We start from the raw sequence: 18,774 nt of genomic DNA, 5'->3' as shown, positions 1-18,774 counted from the left end.
CGGGTCACTCCGGCGTGGAGTGCAGCTCCAGCCGCCAGTCCTGCCCGAGCAGGTCCTTGCCGAAGGAGCGGTGCGGTTTCTCGGCCACCAGGGCGAAGCCGTGCCGCTGGTAGATGCGGCGGGCGTCGGCCAGGACGTCGTTGGTCCACAGGACGAGGTCGCGGTAGCCGACGCCGCGCGCGAAGTCGATGACCGAGGTGACCAGGCGGCCGCCGATGCCGAGGCCGCGGGCGTCGGGCTCGACCAGCAGCAGCCGCAGCCGGGCGGTCGCGGGGGCCTCGTCCCGTACGCACATCACGCAGCCCACCGGCCGCCCGTGGAGCTCGGCGATCCACACCCGCTCCAGATGCGGATCATGATCCTCCGCGAAGTCCGCGACGATCCTCGCGACCAGCCCCTCGTAGTCCGCGTTCCAGCCGTACTCGACGGCGTACAGCGCGGCGTTGCGCTGCACGATCCAGCCGAGGTCGCCGGGGCCGGGCTCGCGCAGCACGACGTCCTCGCGGCGGGGAGGGCGGCCGTGGGACAGGATGGTGCGTACGGTCGTCATCGCCTCGGCGAGGCGCGGCCGTTCCGCCGCCGGCACGGTGGCCAGCAGCGAGCCCACCGCCTCGTTCGACCGCTCCTCCAGCAGCTTGCCGGTCTCCCGGCCGCGCGCGGTGAGCGTGACGCGCCGGCGGCGCGGGTCGTTTCGGGAGGTCGTGCGCTCGATGAGCCCGTCCTGCTCGAACTTGTTCAGGATCCGGCTCAGATAACCCGCGTCCAGCGAGAGCTCGGCCCGGAGGTCGGCCGCGTCGGTACGCGGGGAGTGCGCGAGCTCGTACAGGACGCGGGACTCGGTGAGGGTGTACGGGGCGTAGAGGTGGCGGCTGTAGTCGAGGGCGCCGATGACGTTCGTGTAGAAGCGGTTGAAGGCGCGGATGTCCTGGACGGTCATGATCGTCGACCCCCGATACTCGTCCGGGTTATTTGACTGAGTCAGAGATACCGTCGAGTCGAGCCTAGAACGCCCGCGCCCGCGCGGCTACCCTTCGGCGGCGGCCGGCCGGTAGACGCACACCTGCACACCCGTCTTCCCGGCGACCGTGGACACGAGCTCGAACGGCCGCTTCCCGCCGTCCGCCGGAAAGATCGACTTGCCGCCACCCAGCAGCACCGGCATGACGATGAGCTGCAACTCGTCGACCAGTCCCTCCTGGATGAGGGTCCGCACGAGGGTGGGGCTGCCCATCATCGCCAGGTCGCCGCCCTCGCTCTCGCGCAGCTCACGGATCCGGGCGACGGCCTCGCCGCCGGGGATGCGCGTGGTGTTGTTCCAGGTCAGCTCGGAGTCGGTGAGCGTGTCGGTCACGACGTACTTCTTCAGCGAGTTCAGCCGGTCGGCGAAGGGGTCACCTGCGCGCTCGGGCCAGGCTGCGGCCATCGTCAGATAGGTACGCCGCCCGTACAACAGCGCCTCGGCCTTCTGCATCCCCGCGTCGAAGACGCCGCCCAGCACCTCCTCGTCGAAGTACGGGTGCGACCAGCCACCGTGCGCGAACCCGCCGTCGGTGTCCTCCTGGGGGCCGCCGGGCGCCTGGACGACGCCGTCGAGGCTGATGAACTCGGTGATGACGATGCGCATGGCTGGAACTCCTGGTTCTCGCTGGTTCTCGCTCGGGTGAGGACGCAGGGGAGACCGGGGCGCGGCCCGAAACTCATCGGTGGGGTCGGCTGAGCAGCGAGGAACTGGTTTCCATCGCAGACATGTCGGGGCATCCGCTGCGGCAGGTCCTTGCGCACTTCCAGCGGTCCGGGCGCGTGTCCGGGGTGGCGACGGCGTCGACGCCGGCCGCGCGCAGTCCGCGGGCCAGCAGTTCCATCTCGGGCAGAGTTCCGGAGTACTGCGCCGCCAGTACTCGCCCCAGCAGGGTCTTGGCCTCCGCCAGGCCGACGCCGAGTTGGGCCCGGAGTACCCGCATGACCGAGGCGTTCGCCACGGGGCGGCGCACAAGCAGCACCGCGCGTCCGTGCTCGGCGATGAGCCGTCGCCGCATCTCCTCCGACGGCGCACCGCCGCACTCGGCCACCGCGAACCCACAGCCCGCACAAGTGAGTTCCACGTCCCAGCGCAGCGACTCGCCCAGCAGGGCCTGCACACCGGCCCAGTCCGCTGCGGCACCGCAGTCCGGACACGGGACGGAACGGGTCATGGACGCGAACATGGTCGGCCGCCTTCCCTCTCATCGGTCGTGTCGGCATTGAACGGCCCACGAGCGCTTGGCCGTACGCCGGGAAGCCCGGTGGTCGCCCGAACCACCCTTGCGGCAGCCTTGAGTTCATGGACCCCTCGGCCCCACAGCCCCATTTGCCGCCCGGCGGGCACCGCTGGCTCGGCCCTGCGATCGACGCTCGCCCTCTCTTCGCCGCCGAGCACACGGCCCTGATCGCCACCCTGCGCGGACTCGCTCCGGCCGACTGGGGGCGGGAGGCGGTTCCCGGGTGGAGCGTACGGGATGTCGCCGCGCACCTGCTGGGCGACTGCTACGGACGCCTCGCCCGGCACCGCGACGGGCATCGTGAGGGCCCCGCTTTCGCGCCCGGCGAGGACCTGACGGCGTACATCCATCGCATCAACCAGGAGTGGGTCGACGCCCACGCCCGGGTCAGCCCCGCCGCGCTCACCGACACCCTGGAGCTGGTCGGCGACCAGGTCGCCCGCGTCTTCGAGCGGACCGATCCGGCGGCGCCCTCGCTCGGTGTCTCCTGGGCCGGTGTCGATCCGGCGCCGATGTGGCTGGACACCGCACGGGAGTTCACCGAGTACTGGACCCACCGCCAGCAGATCCGCCACGCCACCGGCCGGGCCACCGACCCGGATCCGGGGCCCCTCGCCGTGGTCCTGGACACGTTCCTGCGCGCCCTGCCGCACACCCTGCGCGACACGTCCGCCTCCGTCGGCACCCAGATCCAGGTGCGGGTGGCCGGTCCGGCGGGCGGCACCTGGGCTGCGACCGTCACCGCCGAGGGCCGTTGGTCCCTGACGGAAGAGCCGCTGCGGCGTCCTGCAGCCCTCGTCCACCTGGATACCGAAACCGCCTGGCGTCTGTGCACGCGAGGGATGCAGCCGGCCGTCGCCCTCACCCTGGCCGACATCGAGGGAGATCGCCGACTGGCTGAGGCCGCCTGCCGGATCGTGTCCGTCGTGTACTGAGCGGCGCTCCGCCAGAGGCCGCCCAGCTGGTCCGCGGAACTGCTCGACTACCCGCAACGCCTTCCGTCGTGGTAGGTTATAGGTCGACCACTAACGTAGGAGGGAAGATGACAGTCACGGAAGACGACGCCGCCCGCCGCGCCGCTGCTCAGCACGCCCTGACCGAGCACCTGCGCCTCACCGCCGCAGGCCGCGTCGAGGAATGGGTGGAGCTGTTCGCCCCGGACGCGGTGCTCGAGTTCCCGTACGCGCCGGCCGGCGTGCCCCAGCGGGTGACGGGGCGCGACGCACTGGTCGCGCACATGAGCAACTTTCCCGAGACCTTCGACGTCGAGTTCGTCGACCTGGTCTTCCACGACACCGTCGACCCGAGTCTGGTGATCGCCGAGTTCCGCTCGAAGGGCACCGCGCTGCCGACCGGCAAGCCGTACGAGCAGACGTGCATCTCCGTCGTGCGGACCGATGACGACGGGCGCATCACCCACTACCTGGACTACTGGAACCCGCTGGTGGCGATCGAGGCGCTCACGCCCGACCACGTGCCGTCCGACTCCGACCTCAGCGTGACTTTTGGAGGCTGAGGGGAGCCGTGTTTGACTGACGCCCATGCCTGCCGCCGGTACCAGCACGAAGAGCGACGAACGACGTCGGGCCATCATGGCCGCCGCGGTCGACTGCTTCGCGCAAAAGGGTTTCTACGGTACGACGACGCACGAGATCGCAGCGTGGGTCGGCGTCTCTCAGCCGTATCTCTACCGCCTGTACCCGAACAAGGAAGCCCTGTTCGCGGCGGCGGTCGACCACGTGTCCGTCGTCATGACCGACACACTGGTCGCCCACTCACCGGCGTCGGGCGGGGTCGGCCTCTCGCCCGAGGCGAGGTTGGATGCCGCACGGGGCGCCTACGCCGCGCTCGTCGCGGACCGGAACATCCTGCGTTTCCTCATGCACGCGAACTGTGCCGTCGGCGAGCCGCTGGTGGCACAGGCCGTACGCCGGTGCTACGCCAAGCAGGTCGACACCGTCCGGCAGCTGCTGGGCGACGACGAGGCCGTGCGGCGCTGGTTCGGCGCCGGAATGCTCGACAACGTGGTCGCCGTGCTGGGGCTGGCCGACATCGATGAGCCGTGGGCGCACGTCCTCACCGCTCGCTGACCCGCCACCGGGGGATACCCCCGTGCTGATCGGCCCGGCGGTTGCAGGAGAGGGGCGGCAGCCCGTCGGCCGCGCGAGTGCCGTGCCCGGGTCGCGCCACGCTGCTGCCGGCGAGCGATAGGTAGTCCGGAGTCAGCGCACGGTGGTGAGGGGCGGCCGGATCGTCTGCGGCTGCTGCATCCGCATGCGTATGGGCTTCGGCTTGGGCTTGCCAGCCGTCTTTCACCGGCTCGACAGGGTGCGGTGACGTGCGTGACGTGCGCGGTGGTCGAGGAGGGCGGGTGAGACGGCGGTGGAAACCCGAGGCCCCGGTCCGCCCACCCCTCAGGAAACCCGCGGCCCCCCAGAAGACCCCCGAACCATCAACTCCCCCCGAACCGTCGCGATCCCCCCGGGCGGTGCCTCCTCCCGCCCCATGGCGATCCGCCCGGCCCGCGCCCCCGCCTCCGCCAACGGCAGCCTCACCGTCGTAAGGGAAGGCACCGCGTCGATGCTGAACGGAAGGTCGTCGAAGCCCGCCACCGACACGTCGTCCGGAATCCGCAGCCCGGAGTCCCGCAGCGCGGCACACGCCCCCAACGCGACGGAGTCGTTCGCGGCCACGACAGCCGTCAGCGACGGATCCCGCCGCAGAAGTTCCAGCGTCGCCTCGTAACCGGACTGGCGGTCGTAGCGGCCGTACACCGTCCACCGCGGGTCCTCCGCGATGCCGTGCGCCTCCAGCGCCGCCCGGTGGCCCTCCAGCCGGTGGCGGGTCGTCGTGCGCTCCTCCGGGCCCGCGATGTAGCCGAGCCGCCGATGTCCGAGGCCGATGAGGTGCTCGGTCAGCTCCCGTCCGCCCCCGCGGTTGTCGAAGGTCAGCGCGATCGCGCCCGTGTCCGGCGCCGGCGGCCGCCCGCACAGCACCACGCGCGTCCCGGCGTCCGCCAGCTTCCGCAGCTTCGCCGCCACCGCCGCCGCGTGCGGCGCGTCCTCCACGGCGCCGCCGGTCAGGACGACCGCCGCGGCCCGCTGCCGCTGCAGCAGGGTCAGGTAGGTCAGCTCCCGCTCCGGGGAGCCGCCCGTGTTGCAGACCACCGCCAGCCGTTCGCCGCCCGCGCGACCGCCCGGACCCCCGATCTCCGACTGGATCGCGCTCGCCATGATCCCGAAGAAGGGGTCGGCGATGTCGTTGACGAGGATCCCGACCAGATCGGAAGTCGCCGCGGCCAGCGCGCTCGCCGGACCGTTCAGCACGTAGTCCAGCTCGTCCACCGCCCGCAGCACCCGCTCGCGGGTGGTGGCGGCCACGGGGTAGTTCCCGTTCAGCACGCGCGACACCGTCGCGGGGGAGACCTGGGCGCGGGCCGCCACGTCCGCCAGGGTCACCGTCATCTCGTCGTCCTCCGGTCGTGCATCTCGTCGTACACCTCGTACGCGCTCACAGGCAGGCTTACGCCCACGTAGACAGGCCGCCCACGTCCACGGTTCCGTGTGTGCCGAGCAGACCATACGGCCAACAGGCCCCGTTGTTCGTCCCCTCGAACAACTCAGGCTGGTCACGGTCTTGTCCGGACCGCTGCTCAGAGGCTAGCTTCTTATCGAATAGAAAGCGCTTGCTGCGACGCTCACCAGTGAGGGACAGGGCGATACGCGGCGCAGACATCGCGTACGACGCGTACGAAGGGATCGACGTGACACGCAAGACGGTGCGTATCGCCATGAACGGTGTGACGGGGCGCATGGGCTACCGCCAGCACCTGGTCCGCTCCATCCTGGCCATCCGCGAGCAGGGCGGACTCGACCTCGGCGACGGCACCGTGCTGTGGCCGGAGCCGATCCTGGTCGGCCGCCGCGAGCACGCGCTCAAGGCGCTCGCCGAGCAGCACGGCCTGGACGCGGAGAACATCTCGACCGACGTCGACGCGGTCCTCGCCGACCCGACCGTCGAGATCTACTTCGACGCCCAGGTCACCTCCGCCCGCGAGGAGGCGATCAAGAAGGCGATCGCCGCCGGCAAGCACATCTACACCGAGAAGCCGACGGCGACCGGCCTGGAGGGCGCCCTGGAGCTGGCCCGGCTCGCGAACGAGGCCGGCATCAAGCACGGCGTCGTCCAGGACAAGCTCTTCCTCCCGGGGCTCCGCAAGCTCAAGCGGCTCATCGACGGGGGCTTCTTCGGGCGGATCCTCTCCATCCGCGGCGAGTTCGGCTACTGGGTCTTCGAGGGCGACTGGCAGGCCGCCCAGCGCCCGTCCTGGAACTACCGCGCCGAGGACGGCGGCGGCATCGTCGTCGACATGTTCCCGCACTGGGAGTACGTGCTCCACGAGCTCTTCGGGCGGGTCAAGTCCGTCCAGGCCATCGCCACCACCCACATCCCGCAGCGCTGGGACGAGAACGACAAGCCCTACGACGCCACCGCGGACGACGCCGCCTACGGCATCTTCGAGCTCGACGGCGGCGCGATCGCCCAGATCAACTCCAGCTGGGCCGTGCGCGTCAACCGCGACGAGCTGGTGGAGTTCCAGGTCGACGGCACCGAGGGGTCCGCCGTCGCCGGTCTGCGCAACTGCCGCGTCCAGCACCGCTCCCTCACCCCCAAGCCGGTCTGGAACCCGGACATCCCGGCCACCTACTCCTTCCGCGACCAGTGGCAGGAGGTCCCGGACAACGCCGACTTCGACAACGGCTTCAAGGCCCAGTGGGAGCTGTTCCTCAAGCACGTCTACGCCGACGCCCCCTACCACTGGGACCTCCTCGCCGGCGCCCGCGGCGTCCAGCTCGCCGAGCTGGGCCTGAAGTCCTCGGCCGAGGGCCGCCGTCTCGACGTACCGGAGATCTCGCTGTGACCATCCGACTTCCCGACTTCAAGGGCGGGTTGAGGGCGTACGAGCCCCGCCAGGAGCCCCTCGCCCTCACCCCGGGCGCGCCCTTCAGCTCCCGTACGGTCTTCTCCGCGGCGCACGTCGTCGCCGACCCGTACGCCGACACCTCCCCCGACTCGCCCGCCGCCGTCGACTGGGACGCCACCCTCGCCTTCCGCCGCCACCTGTGGTCCCACGGGCTCGGCGTCGCCGAGGCGATGGACACCGCCCAGCGGGGGATGGGCCTGGACTGGGCGGGCGCAGCCGAGCTGATCCGCCGCAGTGCCGCCGAGGCGAAGGCCGTCGGCGGGCGGATCGCCTGTGGTGTCGGCACCGACCAGATCGCCGCCGGATCCCTCGCGGAGGTGCGGGCGGCCTACGAGGAGCAGCTCGCCGTCGTGGAGGAGAGCGGGGCGCAGGCCATCCTGATGGCCTCGCGGGCGCTGGCCGCGGCGGCCTCCGGTCCCGAGGACTACCTCCAGGTCTACGGCCACCTGCTCCGCCAGTCGGCCGAGCCGGTGGTCCTGCACTGGCTGGGCCCCATGTTCGACCCGGCCCTGGAGGGCTACTGGGGGTCGAGCGACCTGGACGCGGCCACCGACACCTTCCTGGAGGTCATCGCCGCGCACCCCGACAAGGTGGACGGCATCAAGGTGTCACTGCTCGACGCGGGCCGGGAGATCGACATCCGTCGCCGCCTCCCGCAGGGCGTGCGGTGCTACACGGGCGACGACTTCAACTACCCCGAGCTGATCGCGGGCGACGAGAAGGGTTTCAGCCACGCCCTGCTCGGCATCTTCGACCCGCTGGGCCCGCTGGCGGCGGAGGCGGTACGCGTCCTCGACACCGGGAACGTGGCCGGCTTCCGTGAGCTCCTCGACCCGACGGTCGAGCTGTCCCGCCACCTCTTCCAGGCGCCCACCCGCTTCTACAAGACGGGCGTGGTCTTCCTGGCCTGGCTGGCCGGTCACCAGTCGCACTTCACCATGGTCGGCGGCCTGCAGTCGGCCCGCTCCCTCCCGCACTTCGCCCGCGCCTACGAACTCGCCGACGCACTGGGCCTCTTCCCGGACCCCAAGCTGGCCGAGGAGCGGATGAAGAACCTGCTGTCGCTGTACGGGGTGGCCCAGTGAGCACCGAACTCGAACGCTTCTCCATCAACCAGATGACGGTGAAGCAGCTGAGCCTGCCCGAACTGGTCGGGGAATGCGGCCGCTTGGGCGTCGGCCAGGTCGGCCTGTGGCGTGAGCCCGTCCAGGAGTACGGCCTGGAGGCGACGGCCAAGCTGGTCCGTGACGCGGGCCTGACCGTCACCACCCTGTGCCGCGGCGGCTTCTTCACGGCGATCGACCCGGACGAGCGGGCGAAGGCGCTGGACGACAACCGGCGGGCCGTCGAGGAGGCGGCCACGCTGGGCACGGACGTCCTGGTGCTGGTGTCCGGCGGACTCCCCGCCGGTTCCAAGGACCTGCACGGCGCCCGGGAGCGGATCGCGGACGCGCTGGCGGTGCTGGGGCCGTACGCGGAGGAGCACGGCGTGAAGCTGGCCATCGAGCCGCTGCACCCGATGTACGCCGCCGACCGGTGCGTGGTGTCGACGCTGGCCCAGGCCCTGGACCTCGCGGAACGCTTCCCGGCCCACCAGGTCGGCGTCACGGTGGACACGTACCACATCTGGTGGGACGACACGGCGCCGGAGCAGATCGCCCGGGCGGGGGCGGGTGGCCGTATCCACACCTTCCAGCTCGCCGACTGGACGACCCCGTTGCCCGAGGGCGTGCTCACCGGGCGCGGTCAGATCGGGGACGGGGCGATCGACATGCGGGAGTGGCTCGGGTACGTGGCGGCGGCGGGCTACACCGGCGCCGTCGAGGTCGAGCTGTTCAACGACGGGCTGTGGGCGCGGGACGGGCGGGAGGTGCTCGCGGAGACGGCGTCCCGGTTCGTGGAGCACGTCATCCGGTAACCGGCGACAGCACGGCGGCCCGTGCGATCTGCCTCGCATCGGCGTTCGTCCGGGCGGGGCGGATCGATGTCCTTGCTTCCTCGCCTGCTTCCTCGGCCCTACTTCCTCACGCCTTCGCTTTCTCGCCCTACTTCCTCGCCGCCCGTTTCGTGAGCACCGCCAGCTCCACCGGAATCACCATCTCCACGACCCGCGACACCGCCTCCGGCGGCAGCCCGGTACTGCGGGCCACCGAGGCGGCGACCGGCTCGGCCTCCTCGGCCAGCAGCCCGGCCATGAGGCCGCCCGTCGCGAACCCTCCCACCGTGGCCACGCCCGTGAGCGGGGCGTCGTGCGGCGTCGCCACGGTCTCCGCCTCGTCGGACAGGGCCGACACCGTCGTACAGACCATCTGCCGGGCACCCGCCTCGTCCGTGCCCAGCAGCCCCGCGATGTCCCCGATCCGGTCGTCGCCGAGCTCGTGGAGCACGTCGTCCTGGAGGGACAGGAGGGGGTTTTCGTCTACCTCGGACATGACTAAACGCTACGTCTGCCCCGAATCGTCGGCACGCCGAGGCGGTGGCGAGGCGGTGCCCACGCGATGCCGACGCGATGCGACGGGTGCGCGGAAAAGAAATTCGGGAAGGCCGTACAACCCTTGCTCCACCTCGCCGGTCGTACTTGGCATCAGGACTTCTGGAGGGGGATCTGGGGGGATCGCGGGGGTCCTGACGGGAGGGGAAAACCCGAGGGGCTCGGTCGACGGACCGGGCCCCTCGAAACGTTCGTACGGCTGCTCAGAAGAAGACGCCGCAGCGCAACAGCACATTCGCGTACGGCCGTGCCTCCCCGGTCCGTACGACCAGCCGTGCCCCGGCCGACAGCTCCTTCAGCCGCTCGTGCGTGACCAGCTCCAGCTCGGGAAACTCCCCCTCCAGCAGCGCGGCCGCCGCCGGGTTGGCGTCCCGCGTCTCCTTCGCCGCCGTCGCGCCCTCCACCACCAGCTCGGCCAGCAGACCGTCCAGCACCACGGCGAACGACGGCACCCCGGCCCGGAAGGCCAGGTCCACGACCCGGGGGCCGTCGGGTATCGGCATGCCTGCGTCGCACACGAGCACACCGTCGCCGTGGCCCAGCTCGGCCAGGGCGCCGGAGAGGTGACGGTTCAGGATCCCGGCCTTCTTCACGGGGCTTCCACCTCCGCAGCCGTCGGGAAGGACTCCTGCGCGCCCTCCTTCGTGACCGCCGCCGCCCCGACCCGTGCCGCGTACGCCGCCGCCTCGGCCAGGGACGAGCCCGCCCCGAGCTTCCAGGCCAGCGCGGCCGTGAACGCGTCGCCCGCGCCCGTCGTGTCCACCGCGTCCACCTTCACGGACGGCACCCGCGTCACACCCTCCGCGGAAGCCACCAGCGCGCCCTCCGCGCCCAGGGTCACCACCACCGAGCGGGGCCCCTTGGCGAGCAGGATCCGCGCCCAGTCCTCCGGTGTCTCGCCCACCGCGGAGTCGCCGAGGATCACCTTCGCCTCGTGCTCGTTCACGATCAGCGGGTCGCAGGCCGCCAGCACCTCGCCCGGCAGCGGGCGGGGCGGGGACGGGTTGAGGACGAAGCGGCCGCCGTCCGCCAGGCTGCGGACCACCTCCACGACCGTCTCCAGCGGGATCTCCAGCTGGGCGGACACGACCCGGGACGCCTGGAAGAGGCTCGCGGCGGCCCGTACGTCCTGCGGGGTGAGCCGTCCGTTCGCCCCCGGCGAGACCACGATGCTGTTGTCCCCGGACGGGTCCACCGTGATCAGCGCGACGCCGGTCGGCGCGCCGCCGACCAGGACGCCCACCGTGTCCACACCGGCCGCCCGCTGCGAGTCGAGCAGCAGCCGGCCGTGCGCGTCGTCGCCGACCCGGGCCAGCAGCGCCGTACGGGCACCGAGCCGGGCGGCCGCGACCGCCTGGTTCGCGCCTTTGCCGCCCGGGTGGACGGCCAGGTCGGAGCCGAGCACGGTCTCGCCGGCGCCCGGCCGGCGCTCGACACCGATCACCAGGTCGGCGTTGGCCGACCCTACGACCAGGAGGTCGTAGTCATACATGAGGTCGCTCCCCTGATTGATCCCCGTGGTCACCTGAGGCGGGCGGGTCCCGCGAAGGACCCGCCCGCCGGTCGAGCTCAGCCCGTGAAGCCGGCCACGTTCTCCTTCGTGACCACCTTCACCGGCACCATCACCGACTTCTCGACCTTGTCGCCGCTCGCTGCCTTCACCGCGTTCTGTACGGCGATCCTGCCGAGCTCCGTCGGCTGCTGTGCCACCGACGCGAAGAGGGTGCCCGCCTCGACGGCCTTCAGACCGTCCGCGGTTCCGTCGAAGCCGATGACCTGGACGGACTTACCGGCCTTGGAACCGAGGGCCTTGATCGCGCCGAGCGCCATCTCGTCGTTCTCCGCGAAGACGCCGTCGATGTCCGGGTTGGCCTGCAGCAGGTTGGTCATGACGTCCAATCCCTTGGTGCGGTCCCAGTCGGCGGGCTGCTTGGCGACGACCTCGATGCCCGGGTAGGCCTTCAGGCCCTCGGCGAAGCCGGCGCCGCGCTCACGGCTGGCGGAGGTGCCCGCCTGGCCCTGCAGGATCACGATCCTGCCCTTGCCGCCAAGCTTCTCGGCGAGCGCCTCGGCGGCGAGCTTGCCGCCGGTGACGTTGTCGGAGGCGACGAGGGCGGCGGTGGTGGCGTTGTTGACCGCACGGTCGACGGCGACGAGCGGGATACCCGACTTGTTCACGGCCTTCGCCGCAGGGGTCACCGCGTCCGAGTCCACCGGGTTGACGATGATCGTGCCGAGGCCCTCGCTGGTGAAGTTCTGCAGCTGGTTGGCCTGCTGCGAGGCGTCGTTCTGCGCGTCCGTGACCGTGAGGTCGACGCCCAGCTTCTTCGCCTCCTCCTGCGCCCCGGTGCGGATCGACACGAAGAAGGGGTTGTTGAGGGTCGACAGCGACAGGCCGATCTTCTGGCTCTTCGCCTCGGACGAACCGCTGTGCAGGAGGGACGTCGCGCCCACGACCGCCGCCGCGACGACGGCCGCGAGGAGGTAGGTCGCCGCCTGCTTGCCCTTGTTGCCGCTGCCGCCGGTCGTGACGGGGGTGGCCCCGGCCTTGCGGCGCACCGTGTCCAGCAGCACCGCCAGCGCGATCACGACACCGATGACGACCTGCTGCCAGAAGGCGGACACGGACAACAGGTTGAGGCCGTTTCTGAGCACCGCCAGGATCAGCGCGCCGATCAGCGTGCCCGACGCCTTGCCGGTGCCGCCCGCGAGCGAGGCGCCGCCGATGACGACCGCCGCGATGGCGTCCAGCTCGTAGCCCTGCGCGGCCTGCGGCTGCGCGGAGGACAGCCGGGCGGCGAGCACGATGCCCGCGGCGGCGGCGAACAGACCGGAGAAGGCGTAGATGGCGAGCTTCTGCTTCTTCACCCGCAGACCGGAGAGGCGGGCCGCCTCCTCGTTGCCGCCGATCGCGTACATCGAGCGGCCGATGTACGTCCGTCCCAGCACGAACGCCGTGATCAGCCCCATGCCGACCATCACGAGCACCGGCACCGGCAGCCAGCCGCCGAGCGTGTCTCCGAGGTGCGAGACCGACTCGGGGAAGGCGATCGGGGAGCCCTGCGAGATCACCAGGGACAGGCCGCGGGCCACCGACAGCATCGCCAGCGTCGCGATGAACGGCGGGAGTTTGCCGTACGACACCAGGAAGCCGTTGACCAGGCCGCACGCTATGCCGGTCGCGATGGCGAGGAGCACGGCGAGGAAGACCGGGACGCCCTCCGACGTGGCGCTCCAGGCGAGGACGGTGGCCGACAGGGCGGCGACGGAGCCGACCGACAGGTCGATGCCCGCCGAGACGATGACGAAGGTGACGCCGAAGGCGAGGATGGCGGTCACGGCCGCCTGGACGCCGACGTTGAGGAGGTTGTCCGCGGTCAGGAAGTCGCCGGACAGCGCCGACATCGCGACGACGAGGACGATCAGCGCGGTGAGCGCGCCGTTGTCGAGGAGGAGCCGGCGAAGCCCCGAGGCGCCACTCGCGCCCGGCGTGCTCTTGAGCGTGTCAGTGGCCACGGGGGGCCTCCGTTCCGATCGTGTTGGGGGTGGAGACGGCGAGCGCCATCACGGCGTCCTGGGTGGCCTCGGCGGCCGGGAGTTCGCCCGCGATCCGGCCCTGGGCCATGACCAGGACCCGGTCGCTCATGCCGAGGACCTCGGGCAGATCGCTGGAGATCATCAGTACGGCCGCACCGGCGGCGGTGAGTTCGTTGATCAGCTGGTAGATCTCGACCTTGGCGCCGACGTCGATCCCGCGCGTGGGCTCGTCGAGGATCAGCACCTTGGTGTCGGCGAGCAGCCACTTGCCGATGACGACCTTCTGCTGGTTGCCGCCGGAGAGGGTGCGCACGTGCTGCCCGAGGCCCGCCATCCGCACGCCGAGCTGCTGCGCGATCCGCCCCGCGGCCTCCCGCTGGCCCTTCAGATCGACGAGCCCCGCGCGCGTGGCCGAACGCAGTGTCACCAGGCCGAGGTTCTCCTCGACGGACGCGTCCAGCACCAGGCCCTGGCCCTTGCGGTCCTCGGGGATCAGTCCGATGCCGGCCGCCATGGCCGCGTTGACGTCGTGGCGCCTCAGGGCCGCCCCGGAGACCTTCACGGCGCCCTTGTCGTACGGATCGGCCCCGAAGACCGCCCGCACGACCTCGGTGCGCCCGGCGCCGACGAGCCCCGCGATGCCGACCACCTCACCGGCGTGCACCTCGAAGCTGACGTCGTGGAAGACGCCGTCCCGGGTCAGCCCCTCGACGGTGAGCAACGCGGCGCCCTTGTCGGCGCGTTCGCGCGGGTACTGCTGCTCGATCGAGCGCCCCACCATCAGCCGTACGAGCTCGTCCTGCGGCGTGGCGGCCGGGACCTGCCCGACGCTCCGGCCGTCCCGGATGACCGTCACCCGGTCGCCCAGGGCGGCGATCTCCTCCAGGTGGTGGGTGATGAAGACGATCCCGACACCGTCCTCGCGCAGTCTGCGCACGATCGCGAAGAGCTTGTCGACCTCCTCGGAGGTCAGCACGGCCGTCGGCTCGTCCATGATGAGCACGCGCGCGTTCAGGCTCAGCGCCTTCGCGATCTCGACCATCTGCAGGCGTGCGATGCCGAGTTCACGGACACGCGCGCGTGGGGAGACGTTGACGCCGACCCGCTCCAGCAGGACGGCGGCGTCGGCCTCCATCCGCTTGCGGTCGATCATCCCGAGGCGGCGCGGCTGGCGCCCCAGGAAGATGTTCTCGGCGACCGTGAGATCGGGAACGAGGTTGAACTCCTGGTAGATGGTGGCGATCCCGAGGCGCTCGGAGTCCTGCGCACCATTGATGCGCGTCTCCTCGCCGCCGACCAGGATCCGGCCGGCGTCGGGCGTGTAGGCGCCGGAGAGCATCTTGATGAGGGTGCTCTTGCCCGCGCCGTTCTCACCGAGCAGCACATGCACCTCGCCCCGGCGCAGATCGAAGTCGACGCCGTCCAGCGCGACCACGCCCGGGAAGGTCTTCCGTATGCCCTCGATGCGCAGCAACTCGTCCGGGTTGCTCACGACGTGCTCCTTTGCACTGGGGAGGGGGACTGTGGGGGGTTGGGGTGCTCGCCGCACGAGCGGCGTACGACGAGACGGGCGGGCAGCGTGACGGACTCGCCGGGCCGTCCCTCGATGCGGTCGACCAGGGCGCGTACGGCGGCCCGGCCCAGCTCGCCCGTCGGCTGGGCGATCGCGGTGATCGGCGGATCGGTGTGCACGAACCACGGGATGTCGTCGAACGCGGCCAGCGCGAGGTCGTCCGGCACGCGCAGCCCACGCGCGCGTACGGCGTCCAGCGCGCCGAGCGCCATCAGGTTGTCGGCGGCGAACACGACCTCGGGCGGCTCGGGCAGGTCGAGGAAGCCCTCGGTGACGCGCCGCCCGCTCTCGGCCTGGAAGTCGCCCTGCCCTGTGTAGGCGTCGGGGAGTTCGAGGCCGTACGCGCCGAGTGCCTCCCGGAAGGCCTCCACGCGCTCCCGTCCGGTCGTGGTCGCCGCCGGTCCCGCGATGATCGCGAGCCGCCGGTGCCCGAGCCCGTGCAGATGCGCCACGAGGTCCCGTACGGCGGCCCGCCCGTCGGCCCGCACCACGGGCACGTCCACGCCCGGGATCCACCGGTCCACGAACACCATCGGCGTCCCCGCGCGCGCGGCGTCCAGCATCAGCGGCGAGCCGCCGTCGGTGGGGGAGACGAGGAGCCCGTCGATACGCCGGTCCAGCAGGTTGCGCACATGGTGGTCCTGCAGGTCCGGCCGCTCGTCGGCGTTGCCGATGATGACGCTGTAGCCGAGCGCGCGGGCCTCCTCCTCGACGGAGCGGGCCAGTTCGGTGAAGTAGGGGTTCATCACGTCGCTGATGACCAGGCCGAGGGTGTGGGTCTGGTCGGTGCGCAGGGAGCGGGCGACGGCGTTCGGGCGGTAGCCCAGGGTCTCGACGGCGGCCAGCACGCGCGTGCGTGCCTCGGCGCTGACCGACGGATGGTCGTTCAGGACGCGCGAGACCGTGGCGACGGAGACGCCCGCCTCGGCAGCGACGTCCTTGATGCTCGCCATCGCCGCTCCACCTCCTCGTGGTTCGTACGTGCCACGCCGTGGAATCGATTACATCGGCGTGTACGGAGGATTGGAATCGATTACACGGGGGTTAATCAAGCCCTCAACCACATCCCGAGACCGGATCGTGATGATCCGCTCACAAGTCGCAGGCCGCCGGGAGGGGGCCCAGGCTGGAGGTGACGCAGTGGTGTTCCCCAGGCCCGTCGCAGGCCGGAAGCGGAGGAGTCATGACGTCGGCCACCCGCAACGAGACGCCCGTCGCCATGGAGGGCGACGGGGTGGAACTGCGCATCAAGCCGATTGGGGGCGGCATGTCGGTCGGGTACGTGCGGTTGCCGCAGGGCACGGACATGGGGCCGGCCGTGAAGGGGCTTCCCGGCGACGCGTGCCAGTGCCCGCACTGGGGCTACATGCTCAAGGGGCGACTCAGGATGCGCTCGGCCGAGGGCGAGCGGGAGTACGAGGCGGGTCAGGCGTACTACTGGGCGCCCGGCCATGTCCCGGTGGCCCTGGAGGACTGCGAGTTCGTCGAGTTCTCGCCGACCGAGGACTTCCAGGCGGTCATCGACCACGTGAAGTCCCAGGCGGGGTGACGGCCGGCGGCTGCTTCGTCCACAGGCTTCCCGCGTTGTCGGACCCGGGCGGTAGCGTCGGATCATGTCCAATCAGCCGGGGGCTTCCGCAGGCGAACGACGACTGGCCGTACTCGAAGGCGTCCTCGAACGGATCACGTACGCCAACGAGGAGAACGGCTACACGGTCGCCCGCGTCGACACGGGCAGGGGCGGCGGCGACCTCCTGACCGTCGTCGGCGCGCTGCTGGGTGCCCAGGTCGGCGAGTCGCTGCGGATGGAGGGCCGTTGGGGCTCCCACCCGCAGTACGGCAAGCAGTTCACCGTCGAGAACTACACGACCGTCCTGCCGGCCACCGTCCAGGGCATCCGCCGCTACCTGGGCTCCGGCCTGGTCAAGGGCATCGGCCCGGTCTTCGCCGACCGCATCACCCAGCACTTCGGGCTGGACACCCTGAAGATCATCGAGGAGGAGCCGAAGCGGCTCATCGAGGTCCCAGGCCTCGGCCCCAAGCGCACGAAGAAGATCGCCGACGCCTGGGAGGAGCAGAAGGCGATCAAGGAGGTCATGCTCTTCCTGCAGACCGTCGAGGTGTCCACGTCCATCGCCGTGCGCATCTACAAGAAGTACGGCGACGCCTCGATCTCCGTGGTGAAGAACCAGCCCTACCGGCTGGCCGCCGACGTCTGGGGCATCGGCTTCCTCACCGCCGACAAGATCGCCCAGTCCGTCGGCATCCCGCACGACAGCCCGGAGCGCGTCAAGGCGGGCCTGCAGTACGCGCTGTCGCAGGCCACCGACCAGGGCAACTGCTACCTCCCCGAGGAGCGGCTGATCGCCGACGCGGTCAAGCTCCTGCAGGTCGACACCGGGCTCGTCATCGAGTGCCTGGGGGAGTTGGCCCAGGTGCCGGAGGACGGCGGCGACCCCGGTGTCGTACGGGAGAAGGTCCCCGGTCCCGAAGGCGGCTCGGGTGATCCCGTCACCGCCGTCTATCTCGTCCCGTTCCACCGGGCCGAACTCTCCCTCGCCGCGCAGCTGTTGCGCCTGCTGCGCACCGAGGAGGACCGCATGCCGGGCTTCCGTGACGTGGCCTGGGACAAGGCGCTGGGCTGGCTGAAGGGCCGTACGGGCACGGACCTCGCCCCCGAGCAGGAGGCCGCCGTCAAGCTGGCGCTGACGAAGAAGGTCGCCGTCCTGACCGGCGGCCCCGGCTGCGGCAAGTCGTTCACGGTGCGCTCGATCGTGGAGCTGGCCCGCGCGAAGAAGGCCCGTGTCGTGCTCGCCGCCCCTACCGGCCGCGCCGCCAAGCGCCTCGCGGAGCTCACCGGAGCCGAGGCCTCCACCGTCCACCGCCTGCTGGAGCTCAAGCCCGGCGGCGACGCGGCCTACGACAGGGACCGCCCGCTCCAGGCGGACCTGGTGGTGGTCGACGAGGCGTCCATGCTGGACCTGCTGCTGGCCAACAAGCTGGTCAAGGCCGTACCGCCGGGTGCCCATCTGCTCTTCGTGGGTGATGTCGACCAGCTGCCCAGCGTCGGCGCGGGAGAGGTCCTCAGGGACCTGCTCGCCGAGGACAGCCCCATCCCGGCCGTCCGCCTCACGCGCGTGTTCCGTCAGGCCCAGCAGTCGGGCGTGGTGACCAACGCACACCGGATCAACGCCGGGCAGCACCCGGTCACGGATGGCATGAAGGACTTCTTCCTCTTCGTCGAGGACGACACGGAGGAGGCCGGGAGGCTCACGGTGGACGTGGCAGCCCGCCGAATTCCGGCCAAGTTCGGGCTCGACCCGCGCCGGGACGTCCAGGTTCTGGCTCCCATGCACCGGGGACCGGCCGGCGCGGGCACGCTGAACGGGCTGCTCCAGCAGGCCGTCACCCCCGGACGCCCCGATGTGCCGGAGAAGCGGTTCGGCGGCCGGGTCTTCCGTGTCGGCGACAAGGTCACCCAGATTCGCAACAATTACGAGAAGGGGAAGAACGGTGTCTTCAACGGCACCGTGGGCGTGGTCACCTCGCTCGACCCGGTCGACCAGCGCCTCACGGTGCTGACGGACGAGGACGAGGAGGTGCCGTACGAATTCGACGAACTGGACGAGCTCGCGCACGCGTACGCGGTGACCATCCACCGTTCACAGGGAAGTGAATATCCCGCTGTGGTGATCCCCGTCACCACCGGAGCATGGATGATGCTCCAGCGGAACCTGCTCTACACGGCCGTGACCCGGGCCAGACAACTGGTCGTTCTGGTCGGTTCACGCAAGGCGATCGGCCAGGCCGTGCGCACGGTGTCGGCGGGGCGGCGCTGCACGGCGCTCGACCACCGGCTCGCCGGCTCCTGACACCGCTTTCGGCCCGCCGCCGCAGACGCTTCTGACCTGGCGGTTCGTGAGGCAGCGAA

18 protein-coding genes are annotated in these 18,774 nt (G+C 71.1%); 8 read left to right on the top strand and 10 right to left on the bottom strand.

Annotation, left to right across the window (positions count from 1 at the left end):
- Window positions 1-4: 4 nt before the first annotated feature.
- From ACIBAG_RS21090 to ACIBAG_RS21080, 3 genes are all read right to left on the bottom strand, one after another.
- A complete protein-coding gene (locus tag ACIBAG_RS21090) occupies window positions 5-937 on the bottom strand; it encodes a GNAT family N-acetyltransferase (protein ID WP_399107035.1) in 933 nt (310 codons plus the stop codon).
- An 87-nt stretch (window positions 938-1,024) separates the two neighbouring features.
- Window positions 1,025-1,624 (bottom strand): dihydrofolate reductase family protein, encoded by a 600-nt coding sequence (locus ACIBAG_RS21085; RefSeq protein ID WP_399107034.1) that lies wholly within the window; start codon window positions 1,622-1,624, stop codon window positions 1,025-1,027.
- Window positions 1,625-1,697: 73 nt separating this feature from the next.
- Window positions 1,698-2,192: a hypothetical protein gene (locus tag ACIBAG_RS21080; protein WP_399107033.1), complete on the bottom strand. Its 495-nt coding sequence runs from the start codon at window positions 2,190-2,192 to the stop codon at window positions 1,698-1,700.
- A gap of 128 nt (window positions 2,193-2,320) precedes the next feature.
- On the opposite strand from ACIBAG_RS21080, the gene ACIBAG_RS21075 reads away from it, so the two are divergent.
- The 3 genes from ACIBAG_RS21075 to ACIBAG_RS21065 all read left to right on the top strand — a co-directional run bounded on the left by ACIBAG_RS21075 (window position 2,321) and on the right by ACIBAG_RS21065 (window position 4,348).
- Window positions 2,321-3,193: a maleylpyruvate isomerase family mycothiol-dependent enzyme gene (locus ACIBAG_RS21075; RefSeq protein WP_399107032.1), complete on the top strand. Its 873-nt coding sequence runs from the start codon at window positions 2,321-2,323 to the stop codon at window positions 3,191-3,193.
- A gap of 107 nt (window positions 3,194-3,300) precedes the next feature.
- Window positions 3,301-3,774: a nuclear transport factor 2 family protein gene (locus ACIBAG_RS21070; protein WP_399107031.1), complete on the top strand. Its 474-nt coding sequence runs from the start codon at window positions 3,301-3,303 to the stop codon at window positions 3,772-3,774.
- 25 nt (window positions 3,775-3,799) lie between these two features.
- Complete coding sequence (locus tag ACIBAG_RS21065; protein ID WP_399107030.1) at window positions 3,800-4,348, top strand: TetR/AcrR family transcriptional regulator; 549 nt, start codon at window positions 3,800-3,802, stop codon at window positions 4,346-4,348.
- A gap of 324 nt (window positions 4,349-4,672) precedes the next feature.
- Here ACIBAG_RS21065 and ACIBAG_RS21060 read toward each other — a convergent pair whose 3' ends face one another.
- Entirely contained in the window at window positions 4,673-5,722 is a 1,050-nt protein-coding gene (locus tag ACIBAG_RS21060; protein WP_399107029.1) for a LacI family DNA-binding transcriptional regulator, read from the bottom strand.
- A 299-nt stretch (window positions 5,723-6,021) separates the two neighbouring features.
- Here ACIBAG_RS21060 and ACIBAG_RS21055 point away from each other — a divergent pair, with 299 nt between their 5' ends.
- From ACIBAG_RS21055 to ACIBAG_RS21045, 3 genes are read left to right on the top strand one after another with little or no spacing between them, the layout of a single operon-like run.
- On the top strand, window positions 6,022-7,179 hold the full coding sequence (locus ACIBAG_RS21055) for a Gfo/Idh/MocA family protein (protein ID WP_399107028.1): 1,158 nt from the start codon (window positions 6,022-6,024) through the stop codon (window positions 7,177-7,179).
- Window positions 7,176-8,327: a dihydrodipicolinate synthase family protein gene (locus ACIBAG_RS21050; protein WP_399107027.1), complete on the top strand. Its 1,152-nt coding sequence runs from the start codon at window positions 7,176-7,178 to the stop codon at window positions 8,325-8,327. Before ACIBAG_RS21055 ends, ACIBAG_RS21050 begins: the two co-directional genes overlap by 4 nt.
- Before the next feature lie 32 nt (window positions 8,328-8,359).
- Window positions 8,360-9,160, top strand: coding sequence for a sugar phosphate isomerase/epimerase family protein (locus ACIBAG_RS21045; protein WP_399107358.1), 801 nt, complete (start codon window positions 8,360-8,362; stop codon window positions 9,158-9,160).
- Between the two features lie 127 nt (window positions 9,161-9,287).
- Here the strand turns inward: ACIBAG_RS21045 and ACIBAG_RS21040 are convergent, their stop codons facing one another.
- The 6 genes from ACIBAG_RS21040 to ACIBAG_RS21015 form a co-directional block, all read right to left on the bottom strand.
- Window positions 9,288-9,674 carry a hypothetical protein gene (locus ACIBAG_RS21040; protein ID WP_399107026.1) on the bottom strand — a complete coding sequence of 129 codons (387 nt, stop codon included), beginning with the start codon at window positions 9,672-9,674 and terminating at the stop codon, window positions 9,288-9,290.
- Window positions 9,675-9,936: 262 nt separating this feature from the next.
- Window positions 9,937-10,326, bottom strand: a complete 390-nt coding sequence (rbsD, locus tag ACIBAG_RS21035; protein ID WP_399107025.1) for a D-ribose pyranase — start codon at window positions 10,324-10,326, stop codon at window positions 9,937-9,939.
- Window positions 10,323-11,225, bottom strand: coding sequence for a ribokinase (locus tag ACIBAG_RS21030; RefSeq protein ID WP_399107024.1), 903 nt, complete (start codon window positions 11,223-11,225; stop codon window positions 10,323-10,325). The genes rbsD and ACIBAG_RS21030 overlap by 4 nt, the downstream gene beginning before the upstream one ends.
- A gap of 77 nt (window positions 11,226-11,302) precedes the next feature.
- On the bottom strand, window positions 11,303-13,249 hold the full coding sequence (locus ACIBAG_RS21025) for a substrate-binding domain-containing protein (protein WP_399107023.1): 1,947 nt from the start codon (window positions 13,247-13,249) through the stop codon (window positions 11,303-11,305).
- Window positions 13,239-14,762 carry a sugar ABC transporter ATP-binding protein gene (locus ACIBAG_RS21020; RefSeq protein WP_399107022.1) on the bottom strand — a complete coding sequence of 508 codons (1,524 nt, stop codon included), beginning with the start codon at window positions 14,760-14,762 and terminating at the stop codon, window positions 13,239-13,241. The genes ACIBAG_RS21025 and ACIBAG_RS21020 overlap by 11 nt, the downstream gene beginning before the upstream one ends.
- Window positions 14,759-15,796, bottom strand: a complete 1,038-nt coding sequence (locus ACIBAG_RS21015; protein WP_399107021.1) for a LacI family DNA-binding transcriptional regulator — start codon at window positions 15,794-15,796, stop codon at window positions 14,759-14,761. Before ACIBAG_RS21015 ends, ACIBAG_RS21020 begins: the two co-directional genes overlap by 4 nt.
- Window positions 15,797-16,026: 230 nt before the next feature.
- Between ACIBAG_RS21015 and ACIBAG_RS21010 the strand changes: the two genes are divergently transcribed.
- Together ACIBAG_RS21010 and ACIBAG_RS21005 are read left to right on the top strand one after the other, a co-directional pair.
- On the top strand, window positions 16,027-16,392 hold the full coding sequence (locus tag ACIBAG_RS21010) for a hypothetical protein (RefSeq protein WP_399107020.1): 366 nt from the start codon (window positions 16,027-16,029) through the stop codon (window positions 16,390-16,392).
- A 64-nt stretch (window positions 16,393-16,456) separates the two neighbouring features.
- A complete protein-coding gene (locus tag ACIBAG_RS21005) occupies window positions 16,457-18,715 on the top strand; it encodes an ATP-dependent RecD-like DNA helicase (protein WP_399107019.1) in 2,259 nt (752 codons plus the stop codon).
- The last annotated feature ends 59 nt before the right edge of the window (window positions 18,716-18,774 follow it).

The sequence above is a fragment of the Streptomyces sp. NPDC051243 genome (assembly GCF_044455405.1).
GTDB lineage: Bacteria > Actinomycetota > Actinomycetes > Streptomycetales > Streptomycetaceae > Streptomyces.
The sequence above is the reverse complement of the archived record's forward strand: the minus strand, read 5'-3'. Positions and strand labels throughout refer to the sequence as shown.

Bases quoted from the DNA above. Each gene is read 5' to 3' on its own strand.
- ACIBAG_RS21040 (WP_399107026.1), bottom strand. From the start codon at position 9,674: ATGTCCGAGGTAGACGAAAACCCCCTCCTGTCCCTCCAGGACGACGTG.
- ACIBAG_RS21075 (WP_399107032.1), top strand. From the start codon at position 2,321: ATGGACCCCTCGGCCCCACAGCCCCATTTGCCGCCCGGCGGGCACCGC.
- ACIBAG_RS21010 (WP_399107020.1), top strand. From the start codon at position 16,027: ATGACGTCGGCCACCCGCAACGAGACGCCCGTCGCCATGGAGGGCGAC.
- ACIBAG_RS21030 (WP_399107024.1), bottom strand. From the start codon at position 11,225: ATGTATGACTACGACCTCCTGGTCGTAGGGTCGGCCAACGCCGACCTG.
- ACIBAG_RS21015 (WP_399107021.1), bottom strand. From the start codon at position 15,796: ATGGCGAGCATCAAGGACGTCGCTGCCGAGGCGGGCGTCTCCGTCGCC.
- ACIBAG_RS21090 (WP_399107035.1), bottom strand. From the start codon at position 937: ATGACCGTCCAGGACATCCGCGCCTTCAACCGCTTCTACACGAACGTC.
- ACIBAG_RS21045 (WP_399107358.1), top strand. From the start codon at position 8,360: ATGACGGTGAAGCAGCTGAGCCTGCCCGAACTGGTCGGGGAATGCGGC.
- ACIBAG_RS21085 (WP_399107034.1), bottom strand. From the start codon at position 1,624: ATGCGCATCGTCATCACCGAGTTCATCAGCCTCGACGGCGTCGTCCAG.
- ACIBAG_RS21065 (WP_399107030.1), top strand. From the start codon at position 3,800: ATGCCTGCCGCCGGTACCAGCACGAAGAGCGACGAACGACGTCGGGCC.
- ACIBAG_RS21005 (WP_399107019.1), top strand. From the start codon at position 16,457: ATGTCCAATCAGCCGGGGGCTTCCGCAGGCGAACGACGACTGGCCGTA.
- ACIBAG_RS21060 (WP_399107029.1), bottom strand. From the start codon at position 5,722: ATGACGGTGACCCTGGCGGACGTGGCGGCCCGCGCCCAGGTCTCCCCC.
- ACIBAG_RS21070 (WP_399107031.1), top strand. From the start codon at position 3,301: ATGACAGTCACGGAAGACGACGCCGCCCGCCGCGCCGCTGCTCAGCAC.
- ACIBAG_RS21080 (WP_399107033.1), bottom strand. From the start codon at position 2,192: ATGACCCGTTCCGTCCCGTGTCCGGACTGCGGTGCCGCAGCGGACTGG.